The sequence below is a fragment of the Paenibacillus sp. MCAF9 genome (assembly GCF_052114265.1).
In the GTDB taxonomy this organism is placed as follows: Bacteria; Bacillota; Bacilli; order Paenibacillales; family Paenibacillaceae; genus Pristimantibacillus.
In genome coordinates this window covers 435,217-457,197 of record NZ_JBFREL010000003.1, presented here as the reverse complement: position 1 = coordinate 457,197, position 21,981 = coordinate 435,217, and the positions used below count along the sequence as shown (strand labels likewise).

The following is a 21,981-nucleotide window of genomic DNA, read 5'->3' as shown; positions in this document are numbered from 1 at the left end:
GTCGGCTTACCGCGAATGGGGTTGGCAGCTCCTGAAATGGCGTTTTTTGTTAGTTTTATATGAATATACATGAATAATTAACGCGCAAATATGGAATCACAAACCTCTGTTATCGTTGAGCAGATATGGAGTAATTTTGCGTACTAAATGATTTCTAAATGTTTATTACTTAGGTTCACGGCATGATAGCCATTATAATGACAAGAACAATGAAATGGTGGCTATAGCCGTTGAAGGAGATAATATATGATTGATTTTTTTCGTTTTGATACAGATGAGAATAGGATATCACTGCTAGCTCGAGCGAGGAAAGTTGCGTTATCGGCACTGCAAGAGTATGACTTGGAATGGGTGAGCATTCGATTTATTCAGCTGTCGGACACAATCACGTATAAAATTGAGACAGATACAGCGGAAAAATATTTGCTTCGAATTCATTCGGATCGACTCAGTATAGAGGAAATTCGTTCAGAGCTTGCTTTGCTTCAGGCCTTAAATAAATCGGAGGATTTGCATGTGCCGGAAGCGCTGGCAAGCTGCAGCGGCGCTTATGTTTTGCAGATCGATACGGAAGCGGGCTATCGTCGTCCGTATGTTACTCTGATGCGATGGGTAGATGGGGAGCACGCTAGCGGGGAGTTTTCGGATCATACGGTTCATCTTATGGGTGTCATGATGGGAGGGCTTCACAAAGCGGCTGCAAATTTTGTCCCGCCTTCTGATTTTGTTCGTCCTGTTTGGGGAGCAGAGAGCTTTAGTCGTCAAATGGCTAAGCTTGAACAGTATTATGGAAGTTTTTTATCGGGTGAGGCATGGAGATCGTATCAAGCAGCGGCTGAGAAAATCATATCGGAACTGGCTGCAATGGAACGCAGCGGCGATAACTACGGACTCATTCATGCGGATTTGCATAGCGGCAACATCGTTTTTAACGAGGATCTGCCGTATCCCATTGATTTTGGCAGATGCGGCTTTGGTTATTTTCTGTACGATATGGCAGGCTCGCTATTAGAGCTTTATCCGAAGCATCGCTGGCTGTTTATTCAAGGCTACGAGAGTTTAAGAAAGCTGGAAACGGATTATGTGCGCAATCTGGAAAGCTTTTTTGTTATGTTCATGATCGAGAATTACTGCCATCATGCCTCTGATCCAAGAGAAACAGCCAGTTTAATTGCAGAACAGCCGTATGCTCAGGCGTATATTAGAGATTATTTAAATGATAAACGGTTTTTATTCGAAGTTATCGAACCTGTGGAAATCGATAGAACAGCAATTTTAGGGAGGAAGGATAATGGAAATTGAAGCTTCCTTAAAGAAACAGCTGCTTGAACTCGAGAATGAGTTGTTAAAGCCGGAAACTCGTACATCCCGCGGAGCAAGATAGGTGAAAAATATGATTTTAGACCCACAAAGGCTGATCGTTGTGAAGTCCGTGCGCTGCGCGGGCTTTTTTATGTATGGAGCGAAACATCAAAATAATAAAACAGATAAGGCAATTGTGAAACATTGTAAATTAAATAAACGTTTAATACTTATCTAAGCAAACAAGGCGGTGTTTAATTGGAGATAGTCAAACATTTTTTTCTTTGGATTTTTATGATTATATTGTTTGTTGCGGCAGCGGTGGTCTTGGAATTATTCGAGGGGAGCAAAATTATGACAACCGAATATTATGGTCTCCGTAATATTGGGCTGACGTTCGTTTTGCTGATGGTTGTTTACGCCTTCCTTTTTTATCCGATTACATTGCTGCCCATCTCTTTGGTTGTTCATAAGCTGGTGAAATCATTAATGATTAAGGCTTCAATCTATATCTTGTTTGGTGGATTGGTGGGCGTATATATGTTTCATTATTTATATGATAATTTTGTCTCGGGATACGAGTTGAATAGAAATAGCTCTATTATAATATTTGCGGTTGTGGGTTTGTTATATGCCCTAGCAGAAAATATGCTGCACCGCCGAATGAGGGAATGATATGGAAACCTGTTTTTTGTTGACTGGGAAGCCGCGAGTGGGCAAATCGACTGCCATTGTACAGCTTATTAACCGAATAGGCGCTGAGCATGTTGGAGGATTTTATACGGAAGAAATACGGAGCGAAACGGATCGTATTGGATTTAACTGCGTAACATTGGATGGAGAAAGCGAAAGAATAGCAAGTGTAGATAGTACAAGTTCCATAAGAATAGGAAGATATGGCGTTGAAATAGAAGCTTTTGAGAATTTAGCTCTAACGTCAATTAGACAATCCTTGATGACGAAGAAGGTTACGGTTATTGATGAAATTGGCTACATGCAAATGGTATCGGTACCTTTTCGGAAGATGGTCTATGACATGGTTTCAAGCTCTCAGCATCTCATTATAGGCACGATCTGCTTGGATAGCCATCCCGAAATTGACAAGATAAAGGAGCTTCCAGGCATAAAGCTTTACGTTATGAATGAAGAAAATAGAGAATTAACAACAGAGGCATTGGCGAACGATCTTTTTAGGTTATTGTAGGTGGTATAGGGGGAGATATAAAGAATGTTTGATGAAATCCACGACAAGCTGGAAGAAATGCGTAAAGAAACAGATGAGTGCTATTTCTGTATTGATAAGAGTGAGTATGTTGACGAGAATATCATATTAACGATTACAATCTATAGAGATGAGTCAGGAGTAAGAGTGGAAAAGGGGAAACAATGGGAAATTATTTGTTAAACCGTATTGGATCAAAGGCTAAGGTTAGATAAGGCGTTTGGCTACCTTGATCTTTTAAATAAGCATCCTTATTTGTTTAAGTATAATAAACCGGAATATAATATTTATGGTCCAAAAGAAGCTTTTAAAAATGATGAAATAGCTGGAGCCATTTATCACGAGTTGCAAAAATATTTACAACGCTTTTTTGCGTTGGAGACGATAAGTCATTACATGCCTAGTTACGGCACATACGGTTATCAGGAAAAGGACAGATATGCTTCATTTTGTTCAGGACCGATAGAAATCGTAAATATTTATAAAAAGGTGTTTCAAGCCCACTCCTTAAATCCTGGGATTGATCGTTCCCCTATTAATCATAATGATAAGGGTAAAATGAAACTTTTACTTATGCGTCAACATGAAGAGCCTTCTTTTGTAGTTGCAAAGAACTTTACATACAGGGAAGTTGAATGTTGAAATACATCTGTTATCTATGGCACTACGCAACGAAGTAGAGTAGTCTGAGTCTCAACATATTTTGGTGAAAATTTTTATTAAAAAGGGGAAATCATGAGATGAGTTATGATATTCATATTACGAGAGCAAATCATTGGACAGATAGCGCGGATAATCCAATATCATTGGAAGAGTTAAAAACCTATTTTGCTGCGAAAAAAGACTTTGAATATTCGAATCTGTTTTCTATTGCCGGTCCTTTCAATATTTCAATTGATGGAGAGTTTTTCATTTGGTCATATGAAGACATTAAAGTACCATTTAGTTATTCAAAAGGTAGGATAACAGTCCCTGAGGCTGAAGGGGAAGTAATGGATAAAATGAAAGAAATTGCGACTGAATTGCAAGCGATAGTGCAGGGAGACGAAGGGGAAGCTTATTAATTTAAAAGCAGTTTTCATTTTTTGTATCATGACTAATTGGATATTTACAAAAATGCAATCGTTCTTCAGAGGGAACGATAAAGAAGCTTCCTAATCCACGTTCTAAGTGGGTGGGGAGGCTTTTTTGATTGAGCAAAGCTGCTTGATAGTGAGTATGGGTGAGGTTTAATCGTATTTAGAGTAATCGATCTACTAACAGGAAAACCTCCTGTTAATTTCTCATTTTATAAGTCAAATGCTCAACTAACAGGAAAACCTCCCGTTAATTTGGCGAAATTAGCTTTAATTCAGGAATATGAAGAAAATTAACGGGAGAATTTCCATGTAATTAGTTAAATTAGCCCGTTTTTGATGAATTAACAGGAGAAATTCCCGTTAGCGTAGGGATTCTCGTATCAATTGAAGGGAATTACGTGTGAAGAATCGATTTAGTAAAGGGTTTGGGTAACATTTGCGTGAATCCCGCGTAATAAATCGAGTTAGTATAGGGATTCTCGTACCAATTGAGGGGAAATCCCGTGTGAAGAATCGAGTTAGTATAGTGAGTTTCGTATCATGGGGAAATTCATACGAAAAATCCAGTTAGTAAAAGGATTTCGGTAATATATGAGCGAATTCAGCGTGGGAATTTTCAGTTGGCGTAGGGAGCTTAGTAACGAGTGGCGAAGCAAGCTTGACCTTGGCAGCAGCGAAAGCGTGGCGCCAATTTGTAAAAAAGAGTCGTGGAAATTAGACGGATAAGTGTTGACGGATGGAAAACATCATGTTAAATTTAATTTATCCTATTGAATTAGTCGGAAATGAATAATGACAACTTGCATCGTCATTCATGGCAATGGTTTCGCTGTATTTGATTGCAAGTCGCGCTCGCTAGAAAACTGGAGGCGCATGCCAACCGAATGCCGAATCGGTTGTCGTGCGCCTTCTTTTTATTCAAAGGAAGAGGAGATGGGGATAGTGAGTCATGTTGGTTTTGGAGCTAATGCTCAGTCACTTGAGCAGCAATACAGTAAAGAGGTTGCCGATGCAAGAAGCCCTGATTATCCTGTACACCCGCTTATTCTGAATCGATGGTCGCCACGATCCTACTCGGAGCAGCTTGTGAGCGATGAAGAGCTTTATACGGTTTTGGAAGCTGCAAGATGGGCGCCATCGTCCAGCAACTTGCAGCCTTGGAGATTTTACGTGGCAAGGGAAGAAGCCGAGCATGAGCAGTTCCGCAAGTTCATCGTGCCTGGCAACCGCTTGTGGACAGACCACGCACCCGTGCTGCTGCTTCTAGCTTCTGAAGCGGTTAAGCAAGATGGCAATCCGAATGTGTCGCATGCTTTCGATACGGGAGCAGCTTGGGCAACTTTGGCGCTGTAAGCGAGGCTGCTTGGTCTATCGACTCGTGCCGTTGGCGGATTTGACCGAGCGGAAGCACGCAAGATTTTAGAAGTACCCGAACATATTGCGCTGCATGCCGTCATTGCACTCGGTCATCGTGGAGGACTTGATACGCTCGATGAAAAGTTTCGCGATAAAGAAATTCCGAATGGACGTCGTCCTTTAGCTGAGAGTCTGTTGGAGGTTAAGGTAAATTAAACGGCTAATCGCATTTCTGGAAACCCGTGTGACCATGCATTTAGTTTGATAGCATTAATAAATTTAGTTTGATGGCACTTATACATTTAGTTTGAAAACACTCATAAATTTGGAGAGGATGTTGAATATGTCCAGAACGGTTGAGGTTGCTGATGAATGGTTGAAGCGAATACAGGATCAATTGGCAGGCGTTCAATATGGCATCGTTCAAATTACGATTCATAATGGTCAAATTGTACAAATTGATCGGACGGAGCGCAGCCGTTACGAGGTGGAGAAGCTGCCATCTGCTGCTCGCAAGCAAAGATAACCGTTTATAAGTGGAGAGGATGCGTATGAAGAACGATAGGAGCTCCAGTTTATATGAATGGCCGGATCTTGCCTTTCATCATTACTGCTTGCAAATGTATCGGCTGAACCGCGGTGTCTACAATACCATTGATCAATGGCTGTATGACAACGGTTATGCTGGAATTAAAGGCCGGCGGAAGATGATTATTCAGTTTCTAGATCACATGATCAAGCTGCAGGCGGAAGAAGGCCATAAGTATTTATCTTTTGGCAAAGGGAATTTGGTCGCTCAGCTTAGCCAATTTGCTGCTGAACACGAAGTTCCGGTAATAAGAGCATTGGCCGCATACTAATAATGAATATATTCGACCGGAAAACCGGAGACATTTTGCACATGCAAAACCTGTCTCCGGTTTTTTTTGTACAAAATTTGAGGAGGATAACGAACATGGAATATCGCAAATTAGGAAGAACAGGACTGCAAGTATCTGAGGTGAGCTTAGGTACGATGGCGTTTGGAAGATGGATTGATGAGGAGGCATCTGCTGCGATTTTGGATGCAGCGCTGGATCATGGCATTAACCTCGTTGACACTGCTAATGTATACGGGGAAGGCGAGTCGGAACGTATACTGGGCAATTTGTTAAAAGAAAGGCGTCACCAAATCGTGCTGGCAACCAAAGTTCATGGCCGCGTAGGCGAAGGGGCAAATGATTCGGGGCAAAGCCGCTATCATATTTACAAGGCTGTTGAAGACAGCTTGAAACGGTTGAAAACCGATTATTTGGATCTGTATCAGGTACATCGATTTGATCCTAATACCCCCCTTGAAGAAACGCTTCGAGCTTTAGATGATCTTGTGCGTCAGGGGAAAGTAAGATACATAGGCGCTTCAAATTTTGCTGCATGGCAGCTTGCGAAGGCTCACGGAATAAGCGCGCTGCACAGCTTGCATCGCTTCGAAAGTCTCCAACCGGAATACAGCATCATCTCGCGTGAGATTGAGAAGGAAATTATACCTTTTGTGCAATCGGAGCAAGTTGGCGTTATCGTTTATAGTCCGCTTGGCAGAGGAATACTCTCTGGCAAGTACCGGGTTGGAGAAGCGCCGCCTGAAGGATCACGGCTTGCGGCAGGAGAGCAAAGGCTGGAGGAGCTTTTGAAGAAAAATGCAATTCCAGTTGCTGAGGCGATTAGACCTTTGGCGGAAGAAAAAGGCCTTACTCAAGCGCAATACGCATTGTCTTGGGTACTGAGTCGTCCTGGCATTACATCGGCAATTCTAGGCGCTTCGAAGCTTGAGCATATTACGGAAGCTGCAAAAAGCTGGGATGTTAAACTAAGCGCTGAGGAACTGGCGAAGGCCGATGAAGCAACCTCCAATTTGGAGCCGGCAAAAGAAGCCATTCCGAGCTGATTCTATAATTAAATACATTCTACCGTATCAATGGAGGATATCAGAGCAGTGCGTGATATCCTCATTTTTTTATCAAGTTCGGATGGGAGGCGGTAAGCATGGCGGGAGTAACGATTAATCATCTATACAAAAGATATGGCAAAGACAAGCACGCGGTAGTGCAGGATTTTCAGCTGGAAATTAAAGATAAGGAATTTATCGTATTCGTCGGTCCTTCCGGCTGCGGCAAATCGACGACATTAAGAATGATTGCGGGGCTTGAAGAAATTTCCGAAGGTGAGATTTATATTGGAGAGCAGCTCGTCAATAAGCTACCTCCGAAGGACCGTGATATTTCAATGGTTTTCCAGAACTATGCCCTCTACCCCAATTTAAGTGTATACGAGAATATTGCGTTTGGACTGAGGATGCGCAAGCTTCCTAAGCATGAGATCGATTTGGCGGTAAAAAATGCTAGCCGAATTCTGGAGATTGAGCCGTATTTAAATCGCAAGCCAAAGGAGCTGTCGGGCGGTCAGCGCCAGCGGGTGGCGCTTGGCAGAGCTATCGTGCGTGACCCAAAGCTGTTTTTGATGGATGAGCCGTTGTCTAACTTAGATGCCAAGCTTAGAGTAACGATGCGTATGGAAATAACGAAGCTGCACAAAAAATTAGGCACAACCTTTATATTCGTTACGCATGATCAGGTGGAAGCGATGACGATGGCGGACCGTATTGTCGTGATGAAGGGCGGTGTCATCCAACAATGTGATACGCCAGAGCTGATCTACTCCAAACCTTCGAATACGTTTGTTGCGAGCTTCATAGGTTCTCCTCAAATCAATTTCATTCATGGACGCGTGCAGGAGAATCCGCAGGGGCGATTAGAGTTTCATACGAATCGTTTTCAACTGAAGTTAAATGAAGTGATGGAGGATATTTTACGCAAAAATAACCAACTAAACAAATCGGTAATATTAGGTATAAGGCCGGAAAATGTGAAGCTGGAAGGTTTGTTCTCGGAGACAATCATTACCGGAATCTATAAGGATAATGAACTTATGGGCGCTGATCGTTTTCTTTATTTGGACATCGGACAGGAGAAGCTGCTCATTGCACGCGTCGATCCCGATAATCGTTTTGCTGAAAATGAGAAAGTGAAAGTAGAGCTTGATATATCGAAGGCTCATTTCTTTCATAAGGATACGGGTGAAAGATTTACAGAATGATCGGTATTTGCGAAGGAGGGAGGCGGCTTAACCTTTATGAATAAGAAACGGAAATGGCTTGTCTATGGTGCCAGTATTGTCATTGCAGCATGGCTGCTTAATGCTGGAGCGGCAGTAAACTCAGAATCTGGAGACAAAACCGATACGGTCCAATATGACAAGCTCGTAACTACATTTAATTATGAGGTTGATCCTTATTTTAGCGATGCGCTGGCAGCATGGCAGGAGAAGGGGCTGAGCAATGCAACAACTTCAATTCAGCTGGATGCAGCGAAGCCATCTCGTGTATCGAATGAAGAGGAGATCAAAGCAGGCGACTACGACGGTAAATCAAACATACTGATTTGGAATACAAGGAACACAGGATGGGTTGAATATCAAGTTGACGTTGCAGAGAGTGCGCTGTATGAAATCCACGTTTCTTATAACCCTCTGAAGGATGGAAGAAAAGGACCGATCGGGTGGGAGGTAACGATAGATGGCGAAAGGCCGTTTAGGGAAGCCTCTTCCATATCCTTATATCGGACATGGGAGGATGTGCGTCCTGTTCTGAAAAACTCAGACGGCGATGAAATTCGTCCTCGTTCGATTGACGTGTCGGGCTGGAGCGAGAAGCCGTTAACGGATTCAGGAGGGGCATATGCGCAGCCTTTGCAATGGCATTTCGAACAAGGAACGCATACCATTCGATTGCAAGGGTTTGACCCTGTTGCGCTTGAGCAAATTAAGCTTGTTCCGAGCAAGCAAATACCTGATTATGCTGAAGTTAAGGCTGCGTATGCCAATATGCCTTCTCTTGCGGGCGATGTATTGACGATTCAAGCCGAGGATTTTACGAGCAAAAATGATACGGCAATAAAGCTATTTTCGGATAAAAACTCACGCACGCTGCCGCGGTATACGGGAAGAATTATTTACAATACGGTCGGCGGTCCGCGCTGGCTTGAACAAAATCAGGAAATCTCATGGTCGTTTGAGGTGCCGGAGAGCGGCTTGTACAAAATAGGCTTTCGCGCTCTGCAAAATACGATAGCTCAGAAAACCTCCTACCGGGTCGTTCGAGTGGATGGAGAGGTACCGTTTAAGCAATTTTTAGCGTATGGCTTTCCTTATTATACTGGTTGGAACGGAATGATTTTGCAGGACGAAAAAAAGAATCCGTATTTGCTTAAGCTTGAGAAGGGCCAACATACGTTGTCGCTAGCCGTCACACAATCGCCTATTAAATCTATCGTTGTGGATGTCGAGAAGCTGATCGCTCATTTGGATGCGATTGACTGGGATTTGCGCACGATTACAGGCTCGAGCTCGAAGAAGACCATTGACCGCAATCGTACGTGGAACATGGAGCAGGACTTCCCAGGGATGACTGACAAGATGGCGCTGGCAGCGGATGTCATGGAGTCACTGTCGAAGCGGGTAGTGAAAGCAAACGGCAACAAAGATTCAATCAGTCAAGGACTCGATACATCAGCGAAGGATTTGCGAGCATTGCTTAAGAAGCCTGAAGAAATTCCTTATGAGGTCGAAGAGATTTCTTCGATGAGAGAGAAATTCGGTACTTTTATCGATACACTGCTCAAGCAATCGCTGCAGCTGGATGAGGTTTATATTATTCCCGAGAAGACGGATGCTCCGAAAATGGAAGCTGGTTTTTTTGGCCGGCTATGGGGCAGCGCTCAAAACTTTATTTACTCTTTCGATGCGAGGGACAGCCTTAACGATTTGGACGACAAGAAGCTGAACATTTGGGTTCAGCGCGGCAGGGATTATGTGGATCAGTTGCAGCAGCTTGCAGATGAGTCGTTCACGCCAGAAACAGGCATTGAGGTAAAGGTGAACCTGCTTCCAAATGCTGAGCTGTTGCTTATGTCTAATGCAGCTGGCGTGCAGCCGGATATTGCCCTTGGCTTGACGCAGGATTTGCCGGTCGATTATGCCATTCGCGGTACGCTGCAGGATTTAAGCGAGTTTGAAGACTTTGATCAGCTGTATCCGAAGTTCAGTCCGGGATCATGGCTGCCGCTGCACTACGATGGCGGTTATTATGGCGTGCCGGAAACGCAGTCGTTCCAAGTTCTCTATTATCGCAAGGATATTTTGAAGCGCATAGGAGCTGAAATTCCCGAGACATGGGAGGACGTTTATCAGCTTTTGCCTACGCTGCAGCAAAACTTCATGAACTTCTACGTAAATCCGAAGGAGTTTACGCATTTTTTCTATCAAAACGGCGTGGAGTTTTATGAACCCGGCGGTGTGAAATCGGGTCTCGATGGTCCAGAAGCATATCGTGCCTTCAAGCAGTGGACGGATCTATTTAATACATACGCTGTGGAGCGGGAGGTGCCGAGCTTCTATCAGCATTTCCGCAGCGGAACGATGCCAATCGGCATATCGGATTACAACATGTATGTGCAGCTTTCGGCTGCTGCGCCTGAGCTGAATGGCCGCTGGGGCATCGCGCTTATTCCCGGTACGAAGCAGGCGGACGGATCGATAAGCCGCTGGGCTGGCGGGGGGCAGCGTACGGGTGTCATTTTTGACAAGTCCAATAAAAAAGCAGAGGCATGGCAATTCCTGAAGTGGTGGTTGTCAGCCGAGGTGCAGGAGCAATATGGCTCTGACTTGGAAGCGGTCAATGGCGTCGCTTTCCGCTGGAATACGTCCAACGTGGAAGCCTTCACGCATCTGCCTTGGAAAAAGGAGGATGCTGAAATTATTTTGAACCAGTGGAAATGGTATAAGGATATTCCGAATGTGCCCGGCGGATATTTCTTGGAACGCGAGATTCATAATGCATGGAATCGTTCCGTTGTAGGAACGGCGAATTATATGTCCTCCTTGGAGCAAGCCGTTCGGGACATTAACCGCGAGCTTCTAAGGAAGCAGCAGGAATTTGGCTACATCAATGAGCGAGGCGAACAGGTGAATAAGCTGGACATTCCTATTGTCGATCAGCCTTGGGAAGGGATTGATCGTTATGTGGAGTAGATTATGGTCGTATCGCATTTCGTATTTGTTTATCGCGCCGTTTCTGATATGCTTCGCTCTGTTTATCGTTATTCCAATTCTTGCAGCGGTAGGCTTAAGCTTTACCTATTACAACGGGATTGAGCCTCCTCGCTTTATTGGCTGGAGCAACTTTCAGTATTTGATCGCGCAGGATCTGCTGTTCCTAAAGTATGCGCTGCCCAATACATTTAAGTTTGCTGTCATTGTTGGTCCCGGCGGGTATGCTGCCGCCTTCCTGCTCGCATGGCTTATTTCACGGCTGAGCGGCGGCGTTCGCAAGTGGGTGGCGCTTGCGATGTATACGCCATCGCTTACCGTTGGCATAGCGATGACGATTATCTGGCTTCCCTTGCTGTCGGGCGATCGCATTGGCTATTTGAACAGCTTTCTATTAAAAGCAGGCCTTATCGACGTGCCAAAGCTATGGGTGACAAGTCCAGAGTTTCTTATGAACTCGATGATCGTCGTCACATTGTGGTCGAGCATGGGTGTAGGCTTCCTAGCAATGCTGGCGGGTATTCTTAACGTGGATACGATACTTTATGAGGCAGGAAGAATCGATGGCATCAGAAACAACATACAGGAGCTTTGGTATATTACGATTCCGTCCATGAAGCCGCAAATGCTGTTTGGCGCCGTGATGGCGATCGTTACGACCTTTAAGACCGGATCCATTGGTGTTGAGCTTTCCGGTCAAAACCCGACGCCGGAATATGCCGGGCATTTGATCGTGAACCATATTAACGATTATGGTCTCATCCGTTTTGAAATGGGTTATGCGGCGACGGTTTCGGTGTTTCTTCTTATATTTATGTATTTCGCGAACAAGCTCAGCTGGGGATTGTTCGGTACGAAGGAGGAGTAACAGCTGAAACAATCAAGCCTTGGTATAAAAATAAGCTTTAATCTGTTCATGCTCATCCTATCCGTCATCATGATCCTGCCGATCATTTATATTTTTAATCATGCCTTCAAGCCTTATCATGAATTGTTCGTCTATCCGCCGACCTTCTTTGTGAAGGAGCCGAACATTCAGAACTTTGTTGAGCTCTTTTGGGTAACGTCCAATTCAATCGTTCCGGTATCGCGCTATTTGTTCAATAGCTTGTTCATTTCGGCTGCGAGTGTTGTTGGCGTGACGACGGTGAGTGCGCTTTGCGCTTATCCGCTGTCTAAACATCCTTTTCCGGGCCGCGCATTCATCTTTGCTACGATTATTCTCATGCTGATGTTTACGCCGGAGGTTATTCAAATTCCGAGGTATTTGGTCGTCAGCCACCTTGGCATTATGAATACGTACTGGGGGCATTTGCTGCCCGTACTTGCTCTGCCGGTAGGCGTGTTCCTGCTCAAGCAATTCGTGGATCAGATTCCTGATTCACTGCTGGAGGCTGCACGAATAGACGGGGCAAACGAATTTATCGTATTTGCTCGAATCGTCATTCCGATGTGTATGCCGGCCATCGCGACCGTTGCGATCCTCGCCTTTCAGAACTCTTGGGGCAACGTGGAGACATCGATGCTGTTTATGCAGGACGATGAAATGAAAAACTTTCCGTTTTTCCTATCGACATTGACCAATAACTTGGCGAACAATGTGGCGCGTCAAGGCGCCGCTGCTGTAGCAGCGCTTATTATGCTCGTTCCGAATTTAATTTTCTTTGTTATTTTGCAAAGCAAGGTCATTTCGACAATGGCGCATTCCGGTATTAAATAAGGGGGAAATCGTTTGAAGAACAGGAGGCTGCGGATTCGTCCGATCATTATAATCCTGATTACGGCGATTTACATAGCTTGGCCCATCTCACCGGCCACAGCCTCGCAGTTACCGTACGAAACCTACTATAAGGATGGATTCGGTCAGCTGGTGAAGACGCAAGCGGCTTACATTCCTGCTGGTATTATTATTGGCACGGATATTGAGATTACGGAAGCAAACCAAGCTGCGGGAGCCGAAGGGAAAACAAAGCTGCAGCTTAATCAGCCCAAGGATCTATTTGTGGATGATAAAGACCATATCTACATTGCAGACACAGGCAATAATCGAATCGTACACTTGGATGAGCACGGCCAATATATTCGTGAAATCAAAGTAACAGAAAGCCCGCTCAAGAAGCCAAGCGGCATTTATGTCGATGAGGCTGGAGAGATTTACGTTGCAGATACGGGCAACAACCGGGTCGTAAGGCTCGATCAAGAAGGCAAGCTGCTAAAAGCATTTGGCCGTCCAGAGTCCAGCTATTTGCCGCCGACTTTCAAGTATGATCCGGTTAACCTCATTGTAGATAAGCGCGGCTTTATTTATGTGACTACGCTGGGCGCTTTTCAAGGCTTGGTGCAGCTTGATCCTGAAGGCAATTTCATTAGTTTTTTTGGGCCGAATCGCGTAAGCTTCTCTTTGTTTGACGCATTTAAGCGATTTGTATATACGCGGGAAATGTATCAAAGGGAGCTGAAGAAGCTGCCTGGAGCTATTGCGGGCTCAACGATAGACAAGAACGGATTTATTTATACGGTGACGAAGGAAATTAGCTCGGATCAGGTGAAGAAGCTCAACATCGCGGGTCTCGACCAGCTGGTAGGCAAAGGGGAATTCGCCGCCCTGCAGCCGGTGCGTTCTTACGGAGAGGTATTTCACAGAACTAGGCAAAGTGTAAGTCCTCAGCTCAATGATATTACGGTGGATGCTGCCGGCAACTTTACTGTGATCGACTCTGTAGGCAATATGATTAGCCAATATGATTCGAATGGCAATCTGTTGTTTTTCTGGGGCGGGGATGTCATTACCGCTACGTCCAAGACAGGAATCGTCAAAGCGCCAGCAGCTATTGCGAGCAATTCCAAGGGTGAACTGCTCGTACTGGACAGCGTCAATAATTTCATTCAAGTGCTGCGACTGTCTGAGTTCGGCCATCTCGTCCATGAAGCGAATCAATTAACGCAGGAAGGCAGATACGAGCAAAGCGAGCCGCTCTGGAGCGAGGTTCATCGTTTAAATGCACAATATACACCGGCATTGATCGGTTTGGCGAAGGCCGCTTACAAAAAAGAGGAGTACGCAAGGTCGGAGCAGCTGTTTTATCAGGCTGGCGTAGTAGGCGGCTATTCAGAATCCTTTTGGCAAAATCGGTTGACATGGTTTCAGAAGCACTTTGGCGTCCTCATGAATGTGGCGCTCGTGCTCGGCGTCGTGTATCTTCTATGGAATGCTTTATCCAAAAAGCTTCGCTTAAAAGGCAAATCGTCAGTTAAACGCAGTGCTAGGCATCCAATACTTGAACAGCTGCAGCATATGTTCTATTTAATAAAACATCCTGTAGACGGCTTCTATGCTATTCGGTACGAAAACAAGGCAGGATGGTTAAGCAGCATATTGATACTTGTATTTGCATTAGCATCGTACGGATATATACAGGCGGGCACAAGCTTTGTCTTTAACCCGGCTGTGCATGTCGGTATTGATCTGTTTCCCATTACGATTCAATTTGCCCTGATATGGCTGGGTTTTGTCATCTCCAACTATTTGATCAGCTCGCTTCTTAGAGGTGAGGGACGGTTCCGAGACGTATTTTATGGCAGCTGCTACGCCTTATTTCCGATTATTCTCATCGGTATACCTGTAACTTTACTCTCCAATGTGCTGACCTTAAACGAGCTGGCGATCTTTAAGTTTTTGAAGCTGTTTATCGTTTTATGGGTTGTTTTTCTATTCATATGGATGGTGCAAGGCATACACAACTATACCTTTATTGAAGCTATTTTTATTATTCTACTATCGTTGCTTGCGCTTGCTATTATTGTCATTCTCATTTTCATCTTAATTAGCCTAAGCATAGAATTAGTCAACTTTATTAATTCCTTATATCAGGAGGTGATCATCCGATGACTGTACGCAAAATAAACATAAAGCTCGTTATGAAGCTGCTGCTCTTTGCTGTTTTGCTGACCGGTATAGGATGGTTTGCTCTTGTGGCGGTCGGGTTATGGGGTAAACCCGCTGCCGTGGCCGTAGATGCTGCAAATCTATTTGAAACGAAAGGCACCTTTCCCTATAAAGCGGGATTGCCAGTTGAAGCAAATTTCGAGCAAATCGCAGAATCAGACCAATTACTGTTGCTTGTAGATAAGGCATCAGCTCACTTCCAAGTCATCAATAAAGCGACAGGGAAGTTATGGCGTTCTTATCCAGAGCCGAAGTATTGGGAGGAAGAAACGGTACCGAATACGTGGAAAAATAATTTAACCTCTCCCGTCATTATTGAATACGTAAATGCTAAAAACTACAAATCCTCCTCTGTAACTGCCGGATTAATCGAGAACCAAGGTTACTTGGAAAATTTCCAGGCTGCGGAAAATGGATTCACAGTGACCTTCGCGCTGCCGAAGGTGCAGTTGAAAATTCCGATTGAGGTGCGTCTGCAAAAGGACTATGTAGAGACGAGAATCTTGGATGAGGGAATCGTCGAAGGCGCTTTAAGCTTATTGAATATTAAGCTTTACCCTTTGTTTGGGGCACAGCCGTCTGCTGGGCAGGAGGGTTACCTTTTGCTGCCGGACGGCTCCGGCTCGTTGATCCATTTTGAGGCAGATCGTTTGATGCAGCAGTTGACCTACAATGAGAGTGTTTATGGGCAGGATCTATCCTATTACAACGAAAATACAGGCAGACAGGGGATTACGATGCCTGTATTCGGCTTAAAGTCAGGGGATCAGGCGTTTGTTGCGATTATCTCCGAAGGTGAGGCGTTCGCGAATGTTTATGCAGCCCCCTCAGGCGCGGTGGGCCGATCGAACTGGGTGACGACCGAATGGCAGTATCGGAAGAAGTTTTTCCAAAGTGTAAGCAAGAGCACGGGTGAGGGCTTCTATACATACAGCGGCGATAAGTTTATAACGAATGCTCGTGCAACACGTTATTATCCACTGCTCCCTAATAAAAGTGATTATGCTGGCATGGCGGAGGTTTATCGCAATTATTTGATTCAAGAGCAGGGTGTAAAACCGCTGGAAACAAACAAAAAAGACATTCCGCTGTTTGTGGACATTGTAGGCGCAGACATCGAGAAGGGGCTTTTTGCAGATTCATATTTAAAAGCGACCACGACAGAAGAGGCGACCGAGCTTGTTCGTTCGATTTATGATAGCGGGATTCAGCATCTGCAAATTCAATTCTCAGGGTGGCAGCAGGACGGTTACAGCACGCATGGGGGCTACTTTCCTGTAGATAAGCGCTTAGGTGGAAACAAAGGGATGAAAAGCTTTATTTCCTTCGCTCATACCTTGGATATTCCGGTTTATTTGACGGCGAATTATACGCTCAATACGAATGGCGACGATCGGTTCTGGTGGAGACGCGACGGCTTGCGCAATTTGGCAGGAACGGTGCTGGAGGAAAGGGGAAATGAGGACCAGGACGCAGCGAAGTTTGTAAGCCCGAGGTTCTATGAGAAGGTAGTCTCGGCCGATTTGAACAGCTATAAAAGCTTGGGAGCTGACGGCATCTATTTCGAGGATGGCATAGGCAAGCAGGTCAATACGGATTTCAACAGCCGATACTCGGCGAGCAGGGCAGAGGTTGTCGATGTACAGCGCAGCATTTTGAACAAAAGCAAGGAAGCACTCGGGTCGCTTGCGGCGAATAATGTGAATTTCTATGCGTTAGCCCAAATCGATCATGTCCACCGCCTAACCGCTGATTTTTCGTATGATGTCTTCATCAGTGAAGCGATTCCTTTTGCCCAAATCGTTCTTCACGGCTTGCGCACGTATTCGCTGGAATGGTCTAATTTGCGCGATGAGTTCGATGATGAGCTGCTCCGCAGCATTGAATATGGGGCTTACCCTGCTTATGTGCTTAGCGGCGACAAGGCAGCTGATTTAAAAAATTCCTATTCCTACTGGTATTACAGCTTGAACTATAAGGATTGGATCGATCATTTACGAGCTGAATATGCCAAAACAAATGAGGCGCTTGCAGCTGTGCAGGAGCAGTTTATTACGGGACATCGTACGCTCGCTCCAAATGTGAAGGAAACAGAGTACGGCAGCGATTATCGTATCATCGTCAATTATAATCAGACCGATTACAGCAAGGATGGCATTATCGTTCCAGCAAAAGACTTTGTCGTCATAAAAGGAGGAACGAAGCCATGAGATGGAGTCGCAAGCTGGAAAATACGACAGTTAGGAAGCTCGAAGGCTCCCTGTTTATCGCGCCTTGGGTGTTTGGCTTCCTCGTTTTTGTGGCGTTCCCGCTCGGCTATTCGCTGTATATGAGCTTTCATCAGGTGAAAATTACGGTGAGCAGCGTCAACTATACATTTATTGGACTCAGCCATTACCGGGAAATATTGATCGCGAACGGAAGCTTGCTCTATGAGGAGCTGTTCCCGTTTCTAAGGGAGTCAGCCATGATGATTCCGATCATTCTTGTCTTTTCCCTGTTTGTTGCCATCTTGCTTAATTTGCGTTTTCCAGGCAGAACGCTGTTTCGGGTTATTTTCTTTCTGCCTGTTATTTTCTCCTCCGGCCAGATCGTGCAGGAGTTTATTGCGCAGGGGGAAGGCTCCCTCAGCATTATGGAGACGCTGCGTATCGACTATTATTTGCGTGAATATGTTCCGGGATCATGGGCGGCTCCGATTCAAAAGGTTATGAGCTCATTTGTGCTTGTCCTTTGGTATTCAGGCGTGCAAATCCTTATTTTTCTCGCGGGACGCCAGACGCTGCCGGCATCTGTGTACGAGGCTTCTCGTATTGACGGCTCGGGACCTTGGAATACGTTTTGGAAAATAACGCTGCCCGGACTTGTCCCTTATATTTTTTTGAACTTAATGTACACGGTAGTCGATTTATTCACCTTCCCTTCCAATCCGATTGTCAGTCGAGTGAATACGAGCAATTATGGCAGCTCCAGCGCTTTGGCATGGATCTATTTTTTAATCATCCTAACCTTCGTACTCTTGACCTTATTGATATACAGCCGAGTGGATAAGTCGCTTTCAGGAAAACGATAAGCGGGAAAGAGAGGTGAGCGTTCATGAAAATTGTGAAAAAAGGAAATGAGATTGCGACTAATCTATATAGCGATGAAAAGCTGCGAAGAAGCTTGATTGGTCTCAGGTATCGGCTGCTTGGAGCAGAAATAGATAAGGGCATTCTCTTCAAGCTGTTTGTTTATATTATTCTGATCAATGTCGCCTTCATCTATATGAAGCCGATTCTATACATGGTGACGACGATGGTGAAGGATGCGAGAAACATTCTTGACCCAACCGTTATTTGGGTGCCGCGGTCCATATTTTTGGGGCATCTGCAGCAGGCGAGTGAAATGCTGAATTACACGAAGAGTTTCCTCATCAGCGTCTCGCTGGCTTCTTCCGTTGCGGTGCTGCAGGTATTCTCCTGTGCAATTGCCGGTTATGCGTTCGCAAGGCTGGAGTTCCCCTTCAAAAAAGTATGGGGAGCTCTGCTGTTGTTTACGTTTATTATGCCGCCGCAAATTACGATTTTGCCATCGATCATGCTCTTTAAAGAGTTCGGCTGGCTGAACACGTTTTTGCCGATGGTTGTCCCCGCTTTATTTGGCCATGGCTTGAAAGGAGCGATGTTCGTAATCATCTATCGATCCTTCTATTCCACACTGCCCAAAGAGCTGGACGAGGCTGCGCGAATGGACGGCGCAGGCCCTTTCCGCTTGTTCTTTCGCGTCATGTTTCCGCTGTCGAGGTCGGCTACCGTTGTGGTTGTACTATTTTCCTTCGTCTGGAACTGGAATGATTTTTACTTTCCGTCACTCTTTATGTTTACTGCGGAGAACGTACCTCTCTCCATTACGCTGGCAAGAATGGCTGGCGAGATGAAGCTGGCTGAAGGGGCAGGGGAGATTACCGTTTATGCCGAAGCGATCAAGATGGCGGCCTCTTTCTTAATTATTATGCCGCTGCTTGTCGTGTATTTGTTCGCTCAGCGGTGGTTCATTGAAGGGGTAGAACGGACAGGATTAGTAGAATAGTAAATCAAAAAAACGTTGACATTACGAAGTTGAGATGATAAATTCTTAGCACTTACTATAATCCTTATAAAACCAATTGATTTAATTGGAAATTATCGACCGGATAGCCGGAGATTGCCTTAGGGCAGCTCTGGCTATTTTTTTTGGGGAATTGAACAAAGTTATTTCATTCGAAAATAACTTAAGGGGAGTCGTGCGATGAGTGGATTGGAAAGAAAACTAAATCTTAATGCGTTTCTGGCCGCATCAGGCCATCATGAAGCATCGTGGCGGCATGCGGATACGCAGCCGGAGCGAGGTATTGATATTAAACACTACTTAAAGCTGACTCAAATTGCCGAACGCGGCTTGCTCGATTCTGTATTTCTGGCGGATGGCTACTGGGCGGGATCGGGATCGCTTGAACCGTTCACCATGCTGTCAGCATTAGCAGCGGCAACCAAACATATCGGCTTAATTGCAACGGTAGAAACGACCTATAATCAACCGTTTCATATCGCAAGAAAGTTTGCTTCCTTAGACCATATTAGCAAGGGTCGCGCAGGCTGGAATATCGTGACGGGAGCGGGACCTGCTGCAGAGCAGTTCAGCAGGGAGCAGCATCCGGAGCATCATGATCGTTATGAATCAGCGGAGGAATTTGTAGAGATCGTCAAGCAGCTGTGGGACAGCTGGGAGGATGACGCGCTGCCAAATGACAAGATAAGCGGCATTCTTATTGATGAAGCCAAGGTTCATACTATTGATTATGCCGGGAAGTATTTCAAAGTAAAGGGACCGCTTAATATCGCGCGGCCGCCGCAAGGTTATCCTGTACTCGTCCAAGCGGGCTCATCTGAGACGGGCAAGGAATTTGCCGCTAAGCTGGCGGAGGTCATTTTTACTGCTCAACTGACCTTCGAGGAGGCAGCAGCTTTTTATAAAGATGTGAAGTCACGTTTGGCGAAGTATGGCAAGACGACGGATCAGCTGAAAATATTGCCAGGACTTAGTCCGATATTGGCGGATACAGAAGCAGAGGCGCAGGATCTGGAAAATGAGCTGTTTGAGCTTATCGATCATGAAGGAGCGATTAAGCGGTTATCGGGTCGCTTAGGCGTTGATTTGTCTAATCATTCGCTTAATGACCTTGTCAATCTGGATGGCGCACAAACGACAGATCAGGTAAGCGGCATGAAGAGTCGCCACCAGCTTATTTTGGATTTAGTAGAACGCGAACAGCCGACGCTCAGGCAATTGATCAATCGCTTAGCAGGGGCAAGAGGGCATTTTACTTTTACGGGTACACCGCTGCAGCTGGCCGATGTCATTGAAAAGTGGTTCAAGAATGGGGCGGCCGATGGCTTTAATGTGATGCCGCAGGTGTATCCGAGCGGGCTGGAGCGCTTTGTCGACAAAGTTATCCCTGAGCTGCAAAATCGCGGATTGTTCCGTACCTCCTATAAAGAGCAAACGCTGCGCGGAAATCTAGGTTTAGCAAGACCTGCAAATAGCTGGCAGGCCAAAAAAACGGAAGAAGAGGTGCATTCCTAATGAGTGAAGCGAGTCGAAAGGTTCATTTGAACGTTTTTTTGAGAGCGACAGGCCATCATGCGGGAGCTTGGCGGCATCCAGATGCTCGTCCGGATTTGGAGCTGGACATTGATTACTTAGGGCAGCTGGCTCGAATCGCTGAGCGTGGCAAGCTGGATTCCGTATTTTTAGCAGATGGATATGCAGGCGGCGGCAGCAAGCTGGAGCCGTTTACGCTGCTCGCAGCACTTGCTTCTGTAACGGAGCATATCGGCTTGATTGCGACAGTCGGGACCGTATATAACGATCCGTTCCATGTCGCAAGGCAATTCGCCTCGCTGGATCATATAAGCGGCGGCAGAGCTGGCTGGAATATCGTGACGGGTGCTGGCTCAGCTGCCCATAACTTCAGCAGAGACGAACACCCAGAGCATGCGCAGCGCTACGAGACGGGCGAGGAGTTCGTGGAAGTGGTGAAGCAGCTATGGGACAGCTGGGAAGACGACGCCCTTATTTTCGATAAAAAAGCGGGTAAATTGCTGGATGCAAATAAGGTGCACGAGATCAACTTTAAAGGACATACCTATTCGGTGAAGGGACCGCTCAATATTCCGCGTCCGCCGCAAGGATATCCGGTGCTCGTGCAAGTAGGCTCCTCCGAGCAAGGCAAGGAGCTGGCAGCGAAAACGGCGGAGGTTATTTTTACGGCGCAGCAAACGTTCGATGCAGGTCGTGCCTTCTACTACGATGTGAAATCACGTTTGGCGAAGTATGGGAGAACGGTTGATGAGCTCGTTATTTTGCCAGGGCTCGCTCCGATTGTGGCTGATACGGAAGCGGAAGCGCGCGAGATTGAGGAGGAGCTGCATGCTTTTGTAGATACAAGGCGTGCGCTTGATAGCTTATCGGAGCGATTCACGGTGAATTTGAATGATTATCCGCTGGATGCGCAGGTGCCGCTGGAGAAAGCCAAACCTGCTGAGGATTTCAACGGCATTCGCAGCAGGCAGGAGGTCATTATCGATGCGGCGCGCAGAGAAAGCTTTACGATTCGCCAGCTTCTTTATCGCAGCAATGGAGGACATGGGCATATCACGTTTACCGGGTCTGTGCTTCAAACGGCGGATTTTATTGAAAAATGGTTTAAAAACCATGCGGCTGATGGCTTCAACGTGCTGCCGCAGCTCTTTCCTACAGGGCTTGAGGCCTTTGTAGACAAGGTCATTCCAGAGCTGCAAAACCGTGGATTATTCCGTACCGAATATGAAGGCAAGACGCTTCGTGACAGCTTAGGGCTACAGCGTCCCGCCAATACGCGCCATCTTCAGCAAATATAAATAAATAATAGAAAT

At 45.7% G+C, this 21,981-nt stretch carries 20 protein-coding genes; all 20 read left to right on the top strand.

Features of this window, described 5'->3' with window-relative positions; translation table 11 throughout:
• The first annotated feature begins 246 nt into the window (after positions 1-246).
• The 20 genes from AB4Z45_RS07455 to AB4Z45_RS07360 all read left to right on the top strand — a co-directional run bounded on the left by AB4Z45_RS07455 (position 247) and on the right by AB4Z45_RS07360 (position 21,966).
• Complete coding sequence (locus AB4Z45_RS07455; protein WP_441908537.1) at positions 247-1,302, top strand: phosphotransferase enzyme family protein; 1,056 nt, start codon at positions 247-249, stop codon at positions 1,300-1,302.
• Between the two features lie 258 nt (positions 1,303-1,560).
• The gene (locus AB4Z45_RS07450) at positions 1,561-1,977 is read left to right on the top strand and encodes a hypothetical protein (RefSeq protein ID WP_076269040.1); all 417 of its coding nucleotides are present in this window, start codon (positions 1,561-1,563) and stop codon (positions 1,975-1,977) included.
• Between the two features lies 1 nt (position 1,978).
• Positions 1,979-2,506: a nucleoside-triphosphatase gene (locus tag AB4Z45_RS07445; RefSeq protein ID WP_441908536.1), complete on the top strand. Its 528-nt coding sequence runs from the start codon at positions 1,979-1,981 to the stop codon at positions 2,504-2,506.
• A gap of 24 nt (positions 2,507-2,530) precedes the next feature.
• Complete coding sequence (locus AB4Z45_RS07440; protein ID WP_441908535.1) at positions 2,531-2,707, top strand: hypothetical protein; 177 nt, start codon at positions 2,531-2,533, stop codon at positions 2,705-2,707.
• 6 nt (positions 2,708-2,713) lie between these two features.
• Complete coding sequence (locus tag AB4Z45_RS07435) at positions 2,714-3,166, top strand: hypothetical protein (RefSeq protein ID WP_441908534.1); 453 nt, start codon at positions 2,714-2,716, stop codon at positions 3,164-3,166.
• Positions 3,167-3,264: 98 nt separating this feature from the next.
• Positions 3,265-3,588, top strand: a complete 324-nt coding sequence (locus AB4Z45_RS07430; RefSeq protein WP_441908533.1) for a hypothetical protein — start codon at positions 3,265-3,267, stop codon at positions 3,586-3,588.
• Between the two features lie 807 nt (positions 3,589-4,395).
• Positions 4,396-4,956 carry a nitroreductase family protein gene (locus AB4Z45_RS07425; RefSeq protein ID WP_441908532.1) on the top strand — a complete coding sequence of 187 codons (561 nt, stop codon included), beginning with the start codon at positions 4,396-4,398 and terminating at the stop codon, positions 4,954-4,956.
• 346 nt (positions 4,957-5,302) lie between these two features.
• Positions 5,303-5,485 carry a YezD family protein gene (locus tag AB4Z45_RS07420; RefSeq protein WP_076269036.1) on the top strand — a complete coding sequence of 61 codons (183 nt, stop codon included), beginning with the start codon at positions 5,303-5,305 and terminating at the stop codon, positions 5,483-5,485.
• Positions 5,486-5,510: 25 nt separating this feature from the next.
• Positions 5,511-5,819, top strand: coding sequence for a hypothetical protein (locus tag AB4Z45_RS07415; protein WP_339204725.1), 309 nt, complete (start codon positions 5,511-5,513; stop codon positions 5,817-5,819).
• A gap of 95 nt (positions 5,820-5,914) precedes the next feature.
• The gene (locus AB4Z45_RS07410; protein ID WP_441908531.1) at positions 5,915-6,883 is read left to right on the top strand and encodes an aldo/keto reductase; all 969 of its coding nucleotides are present in this window, start codon (positions 5,915-5,917) and stop codon (positions 6,881-6,883) included.
• A 98-nt stretch (positions 6,884-6,981) separates the two neighbouring features.
• Complete coding sequence (locus AB4Z45_RS07405; protein WP_441883664.1) at positions 6,982-8,091, top strand: ABC transporter ATP-binding protein; 1,110 nt, start codon at positions 6,982-6,984, stop codon at positions 8,089-8,091.
• Between the two features lie 36 nt (positions 8,092-8,127).
• A complete protein-coding gene (locus AB4Z45_RS07400) occupies positions 8,128-11,082 on the top strand; it encodes an extracellular solute-binding protein (RefSeq protein WP_441908530.1) in 2,955 nt (984 codons plus the stop codon).
• Complete coding sequence (locus AB4Z45_RS07395; protein ID WP_441908529.1) at positions 11,072-11,968, top strand: carbohydrate ABC transporter permease; 897 nt, start codon at positions 11,072-11,074, stop codon at positions 11,966-11,968. The genes AB4Z45_RS07400 and AB4Z45_RS07395 overlap by 11 nt, the downstream gene beginning before the upstream one ends.
• 48 nt (positions 11,969-12,016) lie before the next feature.
• Positions 12,017-12,820 carry a carbohydrate ABC transporter permease gene (locus tag AB4Z45_RS07390; RefSeq protein ID WP_430059590.1) on the top strand — a complete coding sequence of 268 codons (804 nt, stop codon included), beginning with the start codon at positions 12,017-12,019 and terminating at the stop codon, positions 12,818-12,820.
• Positions 12,821-12,832: 12 nt separating this feature from the next.
• Entirely contained in the window at positions 12,833-14,989 is a 2,157-nt protein-coding gene (locus AB4Z45_RS07385; RefSeq protein WP_441908528.1) for an SMP-30/gluconolactonase/LRE family protein, read from the top strand.
• Positions 14,986-17,256, top strand: coding sequence for a DUF5696 domain-containing protein (locus AB4Z45_RS07380; RefSeq protein ID WP_441908527.1), 2,271 nt, complete (start codon positions 14,986-14,988; stop codon positions 17,254-17,256). The genes AB4Z45_RS07385 and AB4Z45_RS07380 overlap by 4 nt, the downstream gene beginning before the upstream one ends.
• A complete protein-coding gene (locus AB4Z45_RS07375; protein ID WP_441908526.1) occupies positions 17,253-18,119 on the top strand; it encodes a carbohydrate ABC transporter permease in 867 nt (288 codons plus the stop codon). Before AB4Z45_RS07380 ends, AB4Z45_RS07375 begins: the two co-directional genes overlap by 4 nt.
• A gap of 23 nt (positions 18,120-18,142) precedes the next feature.
• Positions 18,143-19,117 (top strand): carbohydrate ABC transporter permease, encoded by a 975-nt coding sequence (locus AB4Z45_RS07370; RefSeq protein ID WP_441908525.1) that lies wholly within the window; start codon positions 18,143-18,145, stop codon positions 19,115-19,117.
• A 198-nt stretch (positions 19,118-19,315) separates the two neighbouring features.
• Positions 19,316-20,650 (top strand): LLM class flavin-dependent oxidoreductase, encoded by a 1,335-nt coding sequence (locus AB4Z45_RS07365; protein WP_441908524.1) that lies wholly within the window; start codon positions 19,316-19,318, stop codon positions 20,648-20,650.
• Positions 20,650-21,966: an LLM class flavin-dependent oxidoreductase gene (locus AB4Z45_RS07360; protein ID WP_441908523.1), complete on the top strand. Its 1,317-nt coding sequence runs from the start codon at positions 20,650-20,652 to the stop codon at positions 21,964-21,966. Before AB4Z45_RS07365 ends, AB4Z45_RS07360 begins: the two co-directional genes overlap by 1 nt.
• Positions 21,967-21,981: the final 15 nt, after the last annotated feature.

What these genes read in the sequence shown, in the direction of transcription:
- AB4Z45_RS07375 (WP_441908526.1), top strand. Translation starts at nt 17,253, where the DNA reads ATGAGATGGAGTCGCAAGCTGGAAAATACGACAGTTAGGAAGCTCGAA.
- AB4Z45_RS07365 (WP_441908524.1), top strand. Translation starts at nt 19,316, where the DNA reads ATGAGTGGATTGGAAAGAAAACTAAATCTTAATGCGTTTCTGGCCGCA.
- AB4Z45_RS07455 (WP_441908537.1), top strand. Translation starts at nt 247, where the DNA reads ATGATTGATTTTTTTCGTTTTGATACAGATGAGAATAGGATATCACTG.
- AB4Z45_RS07430 (WP_441908533.1), top strand. Translation starts at nt 3,265, where the DNA reads ATGAGTTATGATATTCATATTACGAGAGCAAATCATTGGACAGATAGC.
- AB4Z45_RS07390 (WP_430059590.1), top strand. Translation starts at nt 12,017, where the DNA reads ATGCTCATCCTATCCGTCATCATGATCCTGCCGATCATTTATATTTTT.
- AB4Z45_RS07440 (WP_441908535.1), top strand. Translation starts at nt 2,531, where the DNA reads ATGTTTGATGAAATCCACGACAAGCTGGAAGAAATGCGTAAAGAAACA.
- AB4Z45_RS07395 (WP_441908529.1), top strand. Translation starts at nt 11,072, where the DNA reads ATGTGGAGTAGATTATGGTCGTATCGCATTTCGTATTTGTTTATCGCG.
- AB4Z45_RS07445 (WP_441908536.1), top strand. Translation starts at nt 1,979, where the DNA reads ATGGAAACCTGTTTTTTGTTGACTGGGAAGCCGCGAGTGGGCAAATCG.
- AB4Z45_RS07400 (WP_441908530.1), top strand. Translation starts at nt 8,128, where the DNA reads ATGAATAAGAAACGGAAATGGCTTGTCTATGGTGCCAGTATTGTCATT.
- AB4Z45_RS07410 (WP_441908531.1), top strand. Translation starts at nt 5,915, where the DNA reads ATGGAATATCGCAAATTAGGAAGAACAGGACTGCAAGTATCTGAGGTG.
- AB4Z45_RS07420 (WP_076269036.1), top strand. Translation starts at nt 5,303, where the DNA reads ATGTCCAGAACGGTTGAGGTTGCTGATGAATGGTTGAAGCGAATACAG.
- AB4Z45_RS07415 (WP_339204725.1), top strand. Translation starts at nt 5,511, where the DNA reads ATGAAGAACGATAGGAGCTCCAGTTTATATGAATGGCCGGATCTTGCC.
- AB4Z45_RS07360 (WP_441908523.1), top strand. Translation starts at nt 20,650, where the DNA reads ATGAGTGAAGCGAGTCGAAAGGTTCATTTGAACGTTTTTTTGAGAGCG.
- AB4Z45_RS07425 (WP_441908532.1), top strand. Translation starts at nt 4,396, where the DNA reads ATGACAACTTGCATCGTCATTCATGGCAATGGTTTCGCTGTATTTGAT.
- AB4Z45_RS07405 (WP_441883664.1), top strand. Translation starts at nt 6,982, where the DNA reads ATGGCGGGAGTAACGATTAATCATCTATACAAAAGATATGGCAAAGAC.
- AB4Z45_RS07380 (WP_441908527.1), top strand. Translation starts at nt 14,986, where the DNA reads ATGACTGTACGCAAAATAAACATAAAGCTCGTTATGAAGCTGCTGCTC.
- AB4Z45_RS07370 (WP_441908525.1), top strand. Translation starts at nt 18,143, where the DNA reads ATGAAAATTGTGAAAAAAGGAAATGAGATTGCGACTAATCTATATAGC.